Origin of the sequence: Sulfolobus sp. B1 (genome assembly GCF_007050195.1) — an archaeon.
In the GTDB taxonomy this organism is placed as follows: domain Archaea; phylum Thermoproteota; class Thermoprotei_A; order Sulfolobales; family Sulfolobaceae; genus Saccharolobus.
In genome coordinates this window covers 1-16,842 of sequence record NZ_QIMI01000003.1, presented here as the reverse complement: position 1 = coordinate 16,842, position 16,842 = coordinate 1, and the positions used below count along the sequence as shown (strand labels likewise).

At 37.0% G+C, this 16,842-nt stretch carries 4 protein-coding genes and 1 CRISPR repeat array; all 4 genes read left to right on the top strand.

Features of this window, described 5'->3' with window-relative positions; all coding sequences use genetic code 11:
* The first annotated feature begins 10 nt into the window (after window positions 1-10).
* The 4 genes from cmr6 to cas1 all read left to right on the top strand — a co-directional run bounded on the left by cmr6 (window position 11) and on the right by cas1 (window position 14,829).
* Complete coding sequence (gene cmr6, locus DMP16_RS00480) at window positions 11-742, top strand: type III-B CRISPR module RAMP protein Cmr6 (protein ID WP_069281282.1); 732 nt, start codon at window positions 11-13, stop codon at window positions 740-742.
* Window positions 733-3,489 carry a type III-B CRISPR-associated protein Cas10/Cmr2 gene (cas10, locus tag DMP16_RS00475; RefSeq protein ID WP_069281281.1) on the top strand — a complete coding sequence of 919 codons (2,757 nt, stop codon included), beginning with the start codon at window positions 733-735 and terminating at the stop codon, window positions 3,487-3,489. Before cmr6 ends, cas10 begins: the two co-directional genes overlap by 10 nt.
* Before the next feature lie 9 nt (window positions 3,490-3,498).
* Complete coding sequence (locus DMP16_RS00470; protein ID WP_069284491.1) at window positions 3,499-4,347, top strand: type III-B CRISPR module-associated Cmr3 family protein; 849 nt, start codon at window positions 3,499-3,501, stop codon at window positions 4,345-4,347.
* Between the two features lie 428 nt (window positions 4,348-4,775).
* Window positions 4,776-13,694: a CRISPR direct-repeat array (repeat unit 24 nt; unit sequence GTTTTAGTTTCTTGTCGTTAGTAC).
* 220 nt (window positions 13,695-13,914) lie between these two features.
* Window positions 13,915-14,829 (top strand): CRISPR-associated endonuclease Cas1, encoded by a 915-nt coding sequence (cas1, locus tag DMP16_RS00465; RefSeq protein WP_069284490.1) that lies wholly within the window; start codon window positions 13,915-13,917, stop codon window positions 14,827-14,829.
* Window positions 14,830-16,842: the final 2,013 nt, after the last annotated feature.

Genomic DNA, 16,842 nt, shown 5'->3' with positions numbered 1-16,842 from the left:
GGTGTAAGAAATGCCCAATAATCTATTAAGTGCAATTCAGAGGTATAGGATTGAGATAAGGTGTACTAAAGATAAGGCTAAACTGAAAGACGATATAATGAGGGATTTGATAAATTATAATCCAAATTATGATCTGATTAAGGCCCACTTAAACGATTTAGAAACCTCTCTGAAGAACTCTGACCTATGTTATATGACTCTCACTTTTAAAACATTACGTAAGTTCATTGCTGGGTGGAGCCTCTTATATTTCATAACTGAAGTACCATTAGCTTGGGACCTCATATTAGACTCCCCCTATATACCAGCTTCCGAAATCAAAGGAATATTGAGGGACCATTTTATGGAACTTACTAACAACGGTGTATTGACCGATTGTGTCTTTGGTAGTAAAGGGGGAGTGGGTAAAGTGATCTTCCTCGACGCTTATCCAATTGAAGCTCCTCAAAATAGTATCCTTACATATGATATTATAAACCCGCACTATGGTAGGGCTAAAGACGAGTATGATGTTCAGCCCGTGCCAGTCAAGTTCTTAGCCATAAATGAAGGGGTCAAGTTCAAGACATTTATAGCCTTCGATAAAGAAGTCTTAGAAGAGTGTAAATCTAACTTGAAGGAAAGCGTTACTATCACATTACTTAGAGCCTTAATTCTCTCAATGAAGTCAGGTTGGGGTAGGAGGACCAGTAGGGGTTATGGTGATTTAGAACTATTGGAGGTTAATCAAACATGTCCCTAGACCACAAAATGATTGCTTATTTTCATGACCCCCCTTGGAAAGCGTGGAATATAGCTAAGAGAAAGACGTTCTTGGCTGATAGTGGAGGCCACGAAGCAGACGCTAAAGAACTATTAGAAAAATTAGGGATACGAATTAATAACTCATTCCCACAATATGTTAAGATAGCTGATAAGTTATCATCTACTATAGATAGATGGGTAATAAGCGAGCTGTATAGCAGTAATAAAAAAGAGTCCAATATAGTCACTGAAATATCCTTTAAACTAAACTTATTCTCTCCAGAATACAGGTTTAGGAGCCAGAGCCAAAGAAATGTATCAGAAAATCAAGTTAAACAATACGTAGATAAGCTGAGTAAGATCGTAAACCAGGAAAACAAGTTTAAGTATCATTTAGTCTACTTCTTAGCACCACTACTATGGTATGAAATTTTTCCTAATACTCCTCCCTTAGCTGATACAAGAGTTCCAACTCATACAATCTTTGATCACGCTATCGCTACTGCAGCGATGACTAACATAATAAGCTGTGAAAGAGGTAAAGTGAAATTCAAGGGATCCATCGTGGTAATAGAGATCCCTTCAATTCAAGAGTTTATATCATACAGTAGGAAGTCGAGGGATTTGTGGGCATCGAGCTGGCTCACATCCGTCCTTTTATGGAATTCTATAAAGGGGTTTGTAGAGAGATATGGTCCAGACGTTGTCTTAAGGCCAGAGCTTAGCTTAAACCACTTCTTTATAGCGTGGCTATATAACTCAGTCTCTAAAAGCGTAAAGGAGGAAGTTAAGGAGTACGCCAAAAAATACGCAGGTTTAACAGATTACCCTAGGATAGCCATGATGTCAGAGAGAGTAATATTGCTACTTCCAGAGGAAGATGAGACTAAAATAACTGACGAAGTATATAATGGGTTTAATGAAGTTTGGAGAACAATAGCTGAAATAGCGTTGGAAGGAATCGAAATTCCTCAAGAACAAGAACTAGAAAAAGAATATTTTGAAGAGGCTAAGAAGATCCCTCCAATAAGACCAATTGTAAAGGTCTTTAAGGTAAGTGAGATATACAAGGAGTTCTCTGAAAAGGTAAGAGCTGAGATTAGTTGTGATCACACTCCACCTCTGACCTATTCTCTTTTCTTTGAATACTTATTGAATAAAGCTTTACTGTACACTAAGGTGAAGTACTCTTACGGGAGTAGAATAATTAAGACTATAGAGAAACTTACTCAAAAAACCGATTTCAAGATCTGTACAGTATGTGGGGTACTTCCTGCTATACTTTATGATAATGGGGACAAGTTGGACGTGAAGGATAATAACGCCGAGGATAGGCTATGTCCATATTGCGCAATAAAGAGATTACTAAAGGGTAAAGTAATATCTAACGTTGTGCAAAAACTAGATCTTCTGATAAGTCAGTATAAATGGAGGTTCCCCTCTACATCAGAGTTAGCAATGTTAAACTTTGCTTATCACATGAAAGACGAAGTAAGAAATTTAGTTTCGACTGACTCCAGTGAAGAAATAGGTGTTAAAGAAGATTGGATAAACAAGTTATTTGAAACCCCGGCAATCGCGGAAAATTACTGTAAGTGTTACTCTGGGAACAAAGAAGCGTGTGAAAAGCTTGTTATACTTGACAAAGAAAACCTAAAGAAATATGGAAACCTTTACTTTGCTATTGTGAAGGCTAACGGGGATAATTTAGGGAAGTTATGGAAAGGGATATTATTATCAAAGGAAGGTAAACTCATGACTCTAAAAGAGTACTTAAATACAGTATTAGGATATTTAAAAGAAATAGGGTACACGATAGAACTGGATGTAAATAAGGTGGAGGATGAGATAAAAGATGCTAGAAAGAAGCTATATAATACTAATGAAAATTTAGAAAGTGTCCCTATAACCATGTCGTATGCTTACACCCTCTCAAGGACACTAACTATGCAAGCTATAGTAGATAAACAGCTCCTTGAGGAAAATAGGGCATACCCAATTTACCTGGGAGGAGATGATATATTGGCACTATCTCCAGTAAGGTATATGGATAAGTTTGTGGTATTAGATAGTGTTAAGAAGACTAGAGAAGCCTACTGGGAATACTCAGACAATCCGAACACTGAGTTTGACGGGTTTAAGTCATTTAATGGGATAGTAGTAGACTCCTTGAGGACCTACGGTAGAAGTTATGCATTATTTATAGCACACTATAGGGATCCGCTGACTATGTCTATATCCCTAGCTAACTATTACTTAGAATTAAAAGATGAAGTGATAAGGACTGACGATATAAGAGTGGAAGGGGAGATGAATAAGACGGAGAAGAATGAGATAAAGAGAAAGGACGTATTGTTCGTGTCATCGGGCAGGGGGATGGCTAAATTGGAGTTTTCCGCCTTGAAGATGAGTGAAGGGAATAAAATTGAACTTCAATTTATTGACCTCATAAACTCTATAGACGAGAAAATAAGGAATAAAGATTTATCAAGGAGCTTCATATATGATTCGCTGGCACTTGAGGACTATGCGGTCCTAGCATGTGATAAGGCTAATCTATATACAGAGATTTATCAGTCATTAGTTAAGAGGACTGTCTCCAGGAACGCTAAGAACGATAAAGTCTCCGAAAGCGTTTTAAAAATGATATCTCAAATAACGGATTTAGGAGAATGTATTATAGTTAAAGATAAGGTAAAGGAGGCTTATCTCAACATGATTTCGTCGCTTGCGGACTTATTTTAGGTGATGCCTATGTATCTCCTCATAACTCCAATAAGCTCTACGATTTTTAGGTGGGGAGGAGTAAGCTCAATATTAATTTCAGGGTCTATTAATACAGGGTATTATGAGCCATTACCCCTACCATCGACTATCTATGGGTTCTTGAAATATACCTTGGTGATAAATAACATAATAAAGGACAATGATCCAGTACCAAAGTTTAGAGGTCCCTTATTTTACGTAGAGAGTGAAACAGAAAAGGTCTTATGTGTCCATTCATATCCCCAAAAACTGAGATGCAATAATGACATAAATATTAAAACTGATGAGGGTTGGTATGAGCATAGATTAGGTATAGGCTTAGATAGAAAAAAGAAAATCACAAAAGAGGGATACATATACATGGAGAAGATGCTTAACCTACAATTAATTGCAAATAAAATAATAAGTAAAGCGAAGAGGTATGGAGTACTGATAGACGTTTCTCTTGATGAACATGTCAAGGATAAGATAAATGGCTTTGTTGCACCTTTTGGAGGAGAGTCAAGACCAGCGAAAATCCAAGTAATAGACTTTGACGATGTGGGAAAGCTTATAAGAAGGAATGAAGTGCTACTAGCCTCTCCCGCCATAGTTGATCCAAGAGATGATGATAATATAGTAAGCTGGGATGATAAAAAAGTCAATATCGAAGCTATAGAAGGTAAAATAACGTATAGGGTTGTATCCTTAGGTTTCGAGAGAGGGAAGAGATCACAAATGAAACTGGGACTCATGCCAACGGTTAAGCTTAATGTTGAGGTTAACAAGAACTCAATATTTCAAGAAGGGATAGGATATCTAACTGATAGAGGCTGGGGTTCAGTCTGCATAATTTAGAGTCAAAAGGCATGAAGCAAGAATGTCTAACATGCATAAGTTACACTTAAGTTTTTGGTCGGATCCTTTTTAGTCTTTAGCAACTACTTATGTAATGGCAACGTAAATTAAGTATCAGTATTTAAGACACTTACATCCATAGTTTATTTTTAGATCTATATCTACTTAACTTGATTTACTCATAGCGTGTGTGTGGACAACAATTTAGTTGATATAAATTGAATTTTCTTTATTGTGGAAAAGTATTTTTAGGGTTAAGTTATTTTATTAGGGCGAGAAGATGAATGGGTTTGATTTCCTAGCACTCACCTTACTTAACAAGAAACACAATGACGAGATGGTTAAAAATATTCCTCAACACAGTTTACTCGAAATCTATTGACATAAGTTGGAATAAAATTGAATTTTAAGGGGGTGGATGAAATTGTTGTCCACACACTCGTCGTTAGTACAATCTCTTCGGCAAACTCAACATCTTGTTCCCTACAAGTTTTAGTTTCTTGTCGTTAGTACAAGCCATGAAAATCAGTAGCCCCCAGATTTATGTGTTTTAGTTTCTTGTCGTTAGTACACTATCTCGAATCGAAGTCCTGCAGGAGCGTCAAAGTTTTAGTTTCTTGTCGTTAGTACAATCAATGGCAGTGTTTTCAGGCTTAACGGCAAGTAGTTTTAGTTTCTTGTCGTTAGTACGCTGCTACTATGTTTAACATACCACCTTCTGCTATGTTTTAGTTTCTTGTCGTTAGTACAAAGCGTGGATCGAGCTAGGAGAGAACCCTGAAATGTTTTAGTTTCTTGTCGTTAGTACAATATATTGGTACAAGATAACACTGGGAAAGCTGCTGTAACCACGTTTTAGTTTCTTGTCGTTAGTACTACAAGCCTAGCCTGGAGACAACCTGGTACTCCGGCAGCTTGCGTTTTAGTTTCTTGTCGTTAGTACAATTGGTATGGGGGCAATTTCATAAGTTGGGTTACCAGTTTTAGTTTCTTGTCGTTAGTACATTGTGTTTGTCCTTGTAAATGCTTTACGGCTAATGTTTTAGTTTCTTGTCGTTAGTACATTGTTTTGATCTAAGACGGCGTATCTCATTTTCATGTTTTAGTTTCTTGTCGTTAGTACTCGTCAACAAGATTTTGGATACAAATACGTTGAAAGTTTTAGTTTCTTGTCGTTAGTACAATTGCATATTCACCAATAAATCCTAAATTAAAACAGTTTTAGTTTCTTGTCGTTAGTACAATAGGATAATTATAACTACACCAATTGTGAGTAATGTTTTAGTTTCTTGTCGTTAGTACAAAATACCTTTGTTTTGTTTTTATGCAGACATACTCGTGTTTTAGTTTCTTGTCGTTAGTACGATGATATTGTTGTTGTGGGGGTATTGGAAAAGCCAGTTTTAGTTTCTTGTCGTTAGTACAAGAGATCATTTACCAAACTAATAATATTAAGGTGTTTTAGTTTCTTGTCGTTAGTACTACCAGCTGGAATTTGAAAAGAATTAGGATTTTGGTTTTAGTTTCTTGTCGTTAGTACTTCTGAAAGGTACAGTGTCAGATGGGGAGAACAAGTTTTAGTTTCTTGTCGTTAGTACTAAGATATCGCCATCCCACAAACCTACCCTCCTCGTTTTAGTTTCTTGTCGTTAGTACGCTTAAGATAAATGCCCCTCCAATAGTCCCTAGGAGCGTTTTAGTTTCTTGTCGTTAGTACCCTTCAGTTCAAACCGCGCAGCGCCAGCCCTCATTATGTTTTAGTTTCTTGTCGTTAGTACTCTCAACCGTTTGCACTACCATCGTGTCGTTTTTAGTTTTAGTTTCTTGTCGTTAGTACTTTACCGATAAGCTTTCAGAGATGTTTGGATTTAGGTTTTAGTTTCTTGTCGTTAGTACTATGAGGCGATTACTGGGGGTACTGCATCAGTCCAAGTGTTTTAGTTTCTTGTCGTTAGTACTACACTAATATATTGGTTGTAGCCTGGATTCCACTGTTTTAGTTTCTTGTCGTTAGTACAACTTTACACTAGGAGATGCTACCAACAGAGAATTGGCGTTTTAGTTTCTTGTCGTTAGTACGATTTAGGAATCTACAAGCAACTGGAATATGCGCTAGTTTTAGTTTCTTGTCGTTAGTACACATCATCACCTTTGCTCAACGATCTGGCAAGCAATGTTTTAGTTTCTTGTCGTTAGTACACAGACTACTACCACAGCAGTCCAAGCGATCCAGAAGTTTTAGTTTCTTGTCGTTAGTACAAACTAAGGCTTAAGAAATTAGAGCAGCAACTAGTTTTAGTTTCTTGTCGTTAGTACAGCATTTCACGATCAGCGATATCTATTGTGTAGTGTGTTTTAGTTTCTTGTCGTTAGTACTGAGGATTACGAAATGCTAGGACAACCCATGGAGTTTTAGTTTCTTGTCGTTAGTACATATCACGCCAGTAACAAATATCCGCTTATTCCTCTCGATGTTTTAGTTTCTTGTCGTTAGTACCCTTACCGGGGTTTTTTGGTGGTGGGGGTGTTAGGTTTTAGTTTCTTGTCGTTAGTACACCCTGTTGAAAGTGGCATTATTTGCTGAGATGAGAGGTTTTAGTTTCTTGTCGTTAGTACATTTGGAACGGAACCACATGGATATATTAAGTCCCTAAGCCAGTTTTAGTTTCTTGTCGTTAGTACCTATTATCTTTTTCGCTGTCTCCCTTTTTTCACATGTTTTAGTTTCTTGTCGTTAGTACTTGTAGCAACTATGTCTCTAACTTGACTCAATGGCGTTTTAGTTTCTTGTCGTTAGTACAAGATTATCGATTTTGATGATCCGGAGGTTCAAAAACATAAAGTTTTAGTTTCTTGTCGTTAGTACTTCGCTGATGTAGTTGCCAGTGATTTCAGAAATAGTTTTAGTTTCTTGTCGTTAGTACAATATGCCTTTTTTCCCTCGGTTCTCATCGTGAGTTTTAGTTTCTTGTCGTTAGTACTTAATATATCCTATCTTGACCCCCTTAGATACTCGTTTTAGTTTCTTGTCGTTAGTACTTAGTGGACTCTATGTTTACTGGGTAAATAAGGGTTTTAGTTTCTTGTCGTTAGTACATAAGCGGATATTTGTTACTGGCGTGATAAGTCTTAGTTTTAGTTTCTTGTCGTTAGTACAAGACGTCTATACCAGAGCAAAAATAATGAAAAAGAGTTTTAGTTTCTTGTCGTTAGTACGTTTTGTATAGTTATAGTTCAATGTGGTTGTGTTGTTTTAGTTTCTTGTCGTTAGTACTGCAATACGTTAACCCTTAAATCTACCGCACTAATTGTTTTAGTTTCTTGTCGTTAGTACCTTGTAAAATACGACGTAACCATCGATGCTTGGCGAGTTTTAGTTTCTTGTCGTTAGTACATTGGAGAAAACCATATATTATTGATAGATTCATTTTGTTTTAGTTTCTTGTCGTTAGTACAAGTAAAGAAACAAAACGCAGAATTTAGGGGATGGAGTTTTAGTTTCTTGTCGTTAGTACTATATACCACCCCGGTTATCTTAATCATATGAGTATTGTTTTAGTTTCTTGTCGTTAGTACTTTTATTGGAATTATCATCAATCTTCCATCTCTCATGTTTTAGTTTCTTGTCGTTAGTACTCTGATAACCCCTTTATTACTTTGGAAACTAGAGATGTTTTAGTTTCTTGTCGTTAGTACAGGTATGATTATCCCACATGGTAACATCTTTCATGTTTTAGTTTCTTGTCGTTAGTACGGCTGCCTGGAAGGTCTATGCGGGTAGCGACCAGTTTTAGTTTCTTGTCGTTAGTACACCTTAATGTTTCCACTAGTATCTAACGGGTTAACGTTTTAGTTTCTTGTCGTTAGTACTGTGGGTCAGTCCACGGAGAGCGATACAGTGTCGGGTTTTAGTTTCTTGTCGTTAGTACACATAATATCCCACTAAACCAGAAGTCCTTTCTGATGCGTTTTAGTTTCTTGTCGTTAGTACATGTCCGATACGCCGTCCCATTCAATTACGTTTATGTTTTAGTTTCTTGTCGTTAGTACACAATTAATTTCATCTGAATAATATCATTTGGATTGTTTTAGTTTCTTGTCGTTAGTACCTTTTGAGATCGTTAAACAACACGATTTGTAGATAGTTTTAGTTTCTTGTCGTTAGTACGATATTCCATTATTATATGAATACCAGAAGGTTACTAGGTTTTAGTTTCTTGTCGTTAGTACGCTTCTAACAAAATCGCCCCATCTCTCTATGTACAGTTTTAGTTTCTTGTCGTTAGTACAAAAGAGGAAGCTCTCGCGTTAATGGAAACAAGATTGTTTTAGTTTCTTGTCGTTAGTACCTCTGTCCCAAACTGTACCTACCCAATACCATGTAAGTTTTAGTTTCTTGTCGTTAGTACATATGGATTAGAATTACTGATACCAGTACCAGAGTTATTGTTTTAGTTTCTTGTCGTTAGTACTCTTTTTTCAGCTTTCTCTTGTGGAAATTTTTATGTTTTAGTTTCTTGTCGTTAGTACTTCATTAGGTTCCCTAATGTCTTTGTCGATCTCTGTTTTAGTTTCTTGTCGTTAGTACTTCAACTGGTCTGTAGAATTACCAAATTGGAGCTAGTTTTAGTTTCTTGTCGTTAGTACCCTGAAGGTAGATGATTGGGCATGCTAGCCTGTAGTTTTAGTTTCTTGTCGTTAGTACAAAGTCTAAAAGCGGATCAAAATTCTCGGGATTTTCGTTTTAGTTTCTTGTCGTTAGTACCTCGCGGTAAATACACCCCCCACATTAAAATTTCTGTTTTAGTTTCTTGTCGTTAGTACGAAATCGAGTTAGGGCTTAAGGCATTTCGAAAATGTTTTAGTTTCTTGTCGTTAGTACAAACAGTTGAAATTGTAGCTCTAAAAATAGCCATATGTTTTAGTTTCTTGTCGTTAGTACCTACCTTACCAAACCAGACTCAAACTGAACTCAGGGGTTTTAGTTTCTTGTCGTTAGTACGTGGAAATCTTACTCAGACTGTCTACACTTCGGGTTTTAGTTTCTTGTCGTTAGTACTAACGCTTAACGGCACATCATATACGCTTAATGGTGGAAAGTTTTAGTTTCTTGTCGTTAGTACCCACCACTACCACCGGCACCGGCACTACCGGCACGTTTTAGTTTCTTGTCGTTAGTACCCTGCATTCCATGTCCTCTTCACCGAGAAGTTTGAGTTTTAGTTTCTTGTCGTTAGTACCTTTCTCCTATTTACCAATACGGGAAACAACTACAGGTTTTAGTTTCTTGTCGTTAGTACATCTGGATATGCCGTTTGATAAGGCTTACTGTTCAAGTTTTAGTTTCTTGTCGTTAGTACTTCTATATTATTATACTGTAAAACTACAGACGTCTGCAGTTTTAGTTTCTTGTCGTTAGTACCTTTCTCCTATAATAAGGGGAGTTGAAGACATAAGTTTTAGTTTCTTGTCGTTAGTACGTGGTAATGAAGTTGGTGGAAATCTTACGCAGTTTTAGTTTCTTGTCGTTAGTACTAAAATGTTTACATCAAATGTAGAATTTTTTACTAAGTTTTAGTTTCTTGTCGTTAGTACATGAAGACCCAGAACTTCAACAGCTTAGCACTTCCTCCGTTTTAGTTTCTTGTCGTTAGTACTTTATTCATTTTTTGGATGTAACAACTATTATAACGTTTTAGTTTCTTGTCGTTAGTACACTGTAGCTGGTAAGGAAAATGTGTTTTATTGTGAGTTTTAGTTTCTTGTCGTTAGTACCCTCTGGCTCAGGTGGTTCTGGAACAGTGGCTCCTAAGTTTTAGTTTCTTGTCGTTAGTACTAATGTGGGAGGACTCTTTACCGCGAGAACTCCGGGTTTTAGTTTCTTGTCGTTAGTACTTTAGTATATTAGCATTTACAGATTGGACACCACTGTTTTAGTTTCTTGTCGTTAGTACTAGGACAACCATTCGGCATAGCAAAAACGCTCACCGTTTTAGTTTCTTGTCGTTAGTACAAATCGAAATAGCTGCTTACGTTAATGTATATGTGTTTTAGTTTCTTGTCGTTAGTACTTGTACTACTATTAAAGGTATATGTACCAGAAGTGGTGTTTTAGTTTCTTGTCGTTAGTACTACTTTTTAGTACTTTTCGAAATATATAAAATATGTTTTAGTTTCTTGTCGTTAGTACAACCGCGGTAGATGCTTCCTTCTCTAGGTTACCGAAGTTTTAGTTTCTTGTCGTTAGTACAGAAGGTTACCAGAACTGTTAATGCAAACCTTCTAGTTTTAGTTTCTTGTCGTTAGTACTATGACTAGCCCTAATTCAGTAAAATCAGCGTTAGAGTTTTAGTTTCTTGTCGTTAGTACTTTCTTTTGTAACGGTTATACTGGCGACTGGGATCCATAGTTTTAGTTTCTTGTCGTTAGTACTTTTACTATTCCCCTTATGAATCCATTTAGTAATTGTTTTAGTTTCTTGTCGTTAGTACTTTTTAAGCTGTTTTTTCAACTCGTTAACTCTTAATGTTTTAGTTTCTTGTCGTTAGTACGGGCTTCCCGGTAAGTGGATAGTGTGCGTTATGTCTTCGTTTTAGTTTCTTGTCGTTAGTACCTCCGCCTCCTCCTCCTCCCGCATCTCCTCCCGGTTTTAGTTTCTTGTCGTTAGTACTAAATACAAATAAATGGACAGTTAATGGTGTCACGTAGTTTTAGTTTCTTGTCGTTAGTACAGGTGGTGGAAATGAAGTCGGAGGAAATTTAACACAGTTTTAGTTTCTTGTCGTTAGTACTTTGATATTGTTATTCTCATCAACATTGATGTAAGTTTTAGTTTCTTGTCGTTAGTACATAATTTTCCATTTCTTGAGGATTATCGAAAGTGATGTTTTAGTTTCTTGTCGTTAGTACATAGACCCAGTAGGTGCTTTTGTGGCATCAGATAGGTTTTAGTTTCTTGTCGTTAGTACACGCTAAGGCTTGGGCTAGTTCTTCAGCAGTCTCGTGTTTTAGTTTCTTGTCGTTAGTACGGAGTACTTTATACCTATATTTGGTTGGAATTAAGTTTTAGTTTCTTGTCGTTAGTACGATGTTCAAAAAAACTAAGGTTGTTAAGAACATTGTTTTAGTTTCTTGTCGTTAGTACAATGCTTGATGTGAAGTTTCAGTAATATATGTATCTATGTTTTAGTTTCTTGTCGTTAGTACTCAAGAAGCCCATGCCACACCACATTTAGTAGCTATGTTTTAGTTTCTTGTCGTTAGTACAGGAATGAGAATCTGTTTCCAAATGCAGCTGAAGATGGTTTTAGTTTCTTGTCGTTAGTACTATAGGAGATGCAAATCTACTTAGATCAGTGCCAATAGGTTTTAGTTTCTTGTCGTTAGTACTGGAGTATTTTAGCAATTTCATCAACAACAAGTTATTGTTTTAGTTTCTTGTCGTTAGTACTCTGGGGTCTGGGGTCTGGGGGCTCTAGTTTTAGTTTCTTGTCGTTAGTACAATCGCAGACACGTTTGTTTGGACAGTAGGGATACCGTTTTAGTTTCTTGTCGTTAGTACATTTGAACAGACTGGACGTCCTATGTGGCAATACTGTTTTAGTTTCTTGTCGTTAGTACTCAGAGGCTATCCGAAAGATACTGACAGATTACCTGTTTTAGTTTCTTGTCGTTAGTACGTACACTCCCCAGTAGACTGTTAATCCTGAGTGGGTTTTAGTTTCTTGTCGTTAGTACACTTGACCATAATTATCTGCTACGAAGCCCCTCGGTTTTAGTTTCTTGTCGTTAGTACCAAAACCCTAACTCTTTTCAGATTCCAGCTGGAACTGTTTTAGTTTCTTGTCGTTAGTACAATTGGATTGAAGGACAGATTACTCCCAAAGATAGTTTTAGTTTCTTGTCGTTAGTACGGCTATTTATATTAATGCTAGGGACATTTTCGTTTTAGTTTCTTGTCGTTAGTACTGTGAGTGGGTCTAATCCTCCTTGCAAGATATCAATGTTTTAGTTTCTTGTCGTTAGTACAAACCACTTTCACCTTGACCACCACACTCATTGGTGTTTTAGTTTCTTGTCGTTAGTACAATATTAGAAATAACAGCATTGGGAGCAACTACCACGAAGTTTTAGTTTCTTGTCGTTAGTACATGATGATAGTAAAAGCTATAGTTGAGCCCTTACTTTCAGTTTTAGTTTCTTGTCGTTAGTACGGGGATGGGCAAGTCTACGGTAGTAAAGAGCATACTCGTTTTAGTTTCTTGTCGTTAGTACAAATAGCTAATAAAATTATCAAACACGCTCTTTAGTTTTAGTTTCTTGTCGTTAGTACCTGGAGGTAGTTTATCCCAGTGTTTTAGCTTTATTTGTTTTAGTTTCTTGTCGTTAGTACCCATACAGCCTCATCCCTGAGAGCACCTCCACCACTGTTTTAGTTTCTTGTCGTTAGTACACCTATACGCATTCATATATCATACAGTTTACCAAGTTTTAGTTTCTTGTCGTTAGTACGCACAACCAAAGATGCAAGCTGTCATGTCAAAGTTGTGTTTTAGTTTCTTGTCGTTAGTACAGATGATAATTCTTAAGATGCCCAAAGAGAAGGTTGTTTTAGTTTCTTGTCGTTAGTACACGCGTAAGTCTACCGCACTTATCAGTTGTCTGTGTTTTAGTTTCTTGTCGTTAGTACACTCCAAATCCCGAACAGTCCTATGTCTGCACTGAGTTTTAGTTTCTTGTCGTTAGTACAATACAGTAACTATTGCGCTCTCTATCCTATGCTTCGTTTTAGTTTCTTGTCGTTAGTACTCTTAACATCAGAGATAGACGTATTCAGAAAACTGTTTTAGTTTCTTGTCGTTAGTACTTTTACTATTCCCCTTATGAATCCATTTAGTAATTGTTTTAGTTTCTTGTCGTTAGTACTTTTTAAGCTGTTTTTTCAACTCGTTAACTCTTAATGTTTTAGTTTCTTGTCGTTAGTACGGGCTTCCCGGTAAGTGGATAGTGTGCGTTATGTCTTCGTTTTAGTTTCTTGTCGTTAGTACCTCCGCCTCCTCCTCCTCCCGCATCTCCTCCCGGTTTTAGTTTCTTGTCGTTAGTACAATCAATTAGCACAAAGTGGGGACTTTACTGGTGCCGTGTTTTAGTTTCTTGTCGTTAGTACTACCATCGCATTGAAAGGTATTGTGCCAGCAAAAAGATGTTTTAGTTTCTTGTCGTTAGTACCTTTCCGTAAGTCCGCATAAGATATTTCCTTACTCGTTTTAGTTTCTTGTCGTTAGTACTATGTAAATTTAATTAAGAAGGCTTTTGAGTATAAAGTTTTAGTTTCTTGTCGTTAGTACTGGTCGTTGTGTTCATCATTTTTACATTCTTATTTCCTCGTTTATAAATATTTTCTTTCCTTCCTTATCCATTTTCTTCCCTTAGGTACGGAAGGGGGTTTTAGGCAATTTTAGGGTAACCCTAAAGCTATCCCCGCACGGGTCCGGAAGGGAGTCCATAATACCAAAGAGAACGATAGCTGACGGTAATGTTTATATCTTTGAGACAGAATTTTCTATTATGTCTATATTAGTTATAAAAAACGCAACAGTTACAAGGAAGGGTTCGGATATTCAAGTAGTATGGTCTGAAGGAAAGAACTTGACTATCTCTACTCTTGACTTAGAGTTAGTAGTCATTGTTGGTAGTAATGTTAGGCTCACGTCTGATGTAATTCTGTTTCTTTCAAGCCTTAACATACCTGTCCTCATACACAATAAGAGGAAAGACGTAGTCCTCGTTTCCCCATTTCTAAACTCACTTGTCAACGTAAGGAGGAAGTTTTACACGATGAGTGATGACATGAAGCTCTATCTTGCTAAGAAGTTTATAAAGGGAAAGGTAATGGGAATGACCAATTTGGCGAAGTACTTCATGTACCTTACCAAGGTCCCTATCGAGATAGACCTTGATCTAAAGCAGATTGATAATGCGAACACTGTAGACGAATTGAGGTCTGTGGAGGCTGAGATGAGTAAGACTTGTTGGGAGCAGCTAAAGAAATTTTTGCCTGAGTCGTTTCCAGGGAGAAAACCGAGAAACCAAGACGAAGTAAACAGGGCTGTGGATTACGCATATTCGATAATATATGCTCTCAGTACACACTCACTGATCGCCTCTGGTCTTGATCCATATGCAGGTGTAATGCATACTGAATACCCAGGTAGGACGGCTTTGACTTATGATTTCTCGGAAATGTTCAAACCTGTGGCTGTTCACTCTGTGATATCAGTTAGTAGGAGGGTTAGGCTAAAGTTAGATAACTCAGGTTACTTGACTAAGGAATCTTTAAGATACTTGACTAAGCACCTATATGAGACTCTACATAAGGGGAAAAGGAGTATAAGGGGACATATTTACGCGATGGGGGTTAAGACTAAGAACTTCATTGCTGAAGGGGTGGACTTTGAGCCATTTGTATATAAACCTAAGTAATTTCTCGTACTTAATTAGATTAGGTGCATGTTATCTGTATAATAATTTATTTTTCTCGTAATCAGTGTACTGGCTAAAATGTGAGCGTTATGAGGGGGTCCATGTTACCTAATTTGGTTTTTCTCAAGTGACACTACTCTTTGTAAAGTATTTATAGATTTAGTGACATGACAACGAAAGTCTGCCTGTTACCTTCCCTATCAATGAAAACCTGGATTTAGTGGCATGACAACGAAAGTATGGTGGATACGATGGTCACGGTGCTGTTAGTACCGTGTTTTAGTAGCATGACAACGAAAGATGGAGCAAACATACGTGAATTGGTTTTAGTGGTATCACAACTGGGGTAGATATTTGTGGAGTAGTTGGTAAGGTAGTGTTTTTGTGTCATCACGGCTAGAATAATCTCTCTCGTTATAATGACCACTAATTCTGGTACTACATTTTTATTTTCTCGCCAAAAGCATGAAAATTAAGAAAAGTACTAATTCTGGTACTACATTTTTATTGTTTCTGCTGGAATTTTTGGCTTGTCATAACCATGAATTTTGGTGACTTTATAGAGGAAGGGCTAAACTCCTTGCCTTTCATCTGTTTGAAGAAAACGTGTTGAATACCAGGGTTATTGCTATAACTCTGAGCGTTTCATTTTATAACAACTTATGGGACTAACGAGTTAGATTTCTGAGTGAGCCTTCTCTCATGTCATAACAACTAAAAGCCAAAGTGTCAAAACGGCTCTTTCATCAACCGAGTCCTCCTCTCATCTCGTAACGACTCCTATGGCAAAAAGAGAAGAAGTGAAAATATTACAGATTTTGCTATGGCAAAAAATTATTTGTGTATTACCTCACGTCGTAAGGATTCGAGCAATTAGCTTGTCACTATTCACTGTTATCCAGATATCAACTACCATTTGTTCTCACTCTTTCTTTCTTGTCACTATTCCTTTTTTATCCAATGGACATATTAGATCCAATCTTCAGTATCAGTCTGGATCAGATTACCTCTTTTTATCCAATAGGTCTAGGTACTGGACTTAAATCTCACCATTCCCCATTATATTATACCACCTCTATTTGAGATTGTCATACCTTTTGTCACTATCCCCCATTGTCCAGAATCATTTCATGCCATAAAGACATGGAAGAGGTGAGCGAGAAATTGACATTAAGAATAATTTCATGCCATAAAGACTCCACTCAGTACCAGCCCTTCTAATCTTATTACCCACAAATTATCTCATACCATAAAGACTCTACGCGAGGTATACCAGATACTAGGGCCTCTGTTGTCTTTCATGCCATTTAAGTATGTAATGCGTTCATATCGTTAACTACATCCTTTCATACAACCTTTAGTGCTGAGTAGAACTTTTTCAGCCCTTTAATTTCAATGCCTTAAACCACCTCAGAGAATTCACCCACTGTTTCTGTATTATCAATGCCTTAAAGTTAAAGATCCGCTTTTGGTTGATTTTCCCTCCATTCTCTTAAAGGCTTTTCTGCGGTAGGGACATGTTAAGTAACTACATCTTTGAACACCATCCTAGTAAAGGCTTTTTTCCGTATACGCGTTAAATCTTTTGTTGATTTTCCCCATTCGTTTACAGCATTTGGGAAATTCATTTTGTCATTTCATAACTCTTCCATGAGTTAAAATATGTTAAGCCTCTACCATAATCCAAGACTGTTGCAATCTAGCCTACCCGTTTATGTTAAGCCTCTACCAATATTAAAGTTAAAAGTCCGTTATGTCAACTCCGCGATTACTAGGAAAAAGCAGGAGAGGGGGAAATTAGTTGAAAATCAGTTATGTCCATTCATTAAATATCTGTGGCTCTGAACTACTAAAATCGTTAAAAGTTCGTTATGTCCATTCTAGTAAATGCAAAAAGAGGCAAATATAGGCAAGAGTTAAAAATCAGTTATGTCCATTCTGGGCATATCCTCTTGTAAAGACAAGATTGACAGAACCTATTCCTCCTTCCCTTAACTTTTCCGTTCACTACGG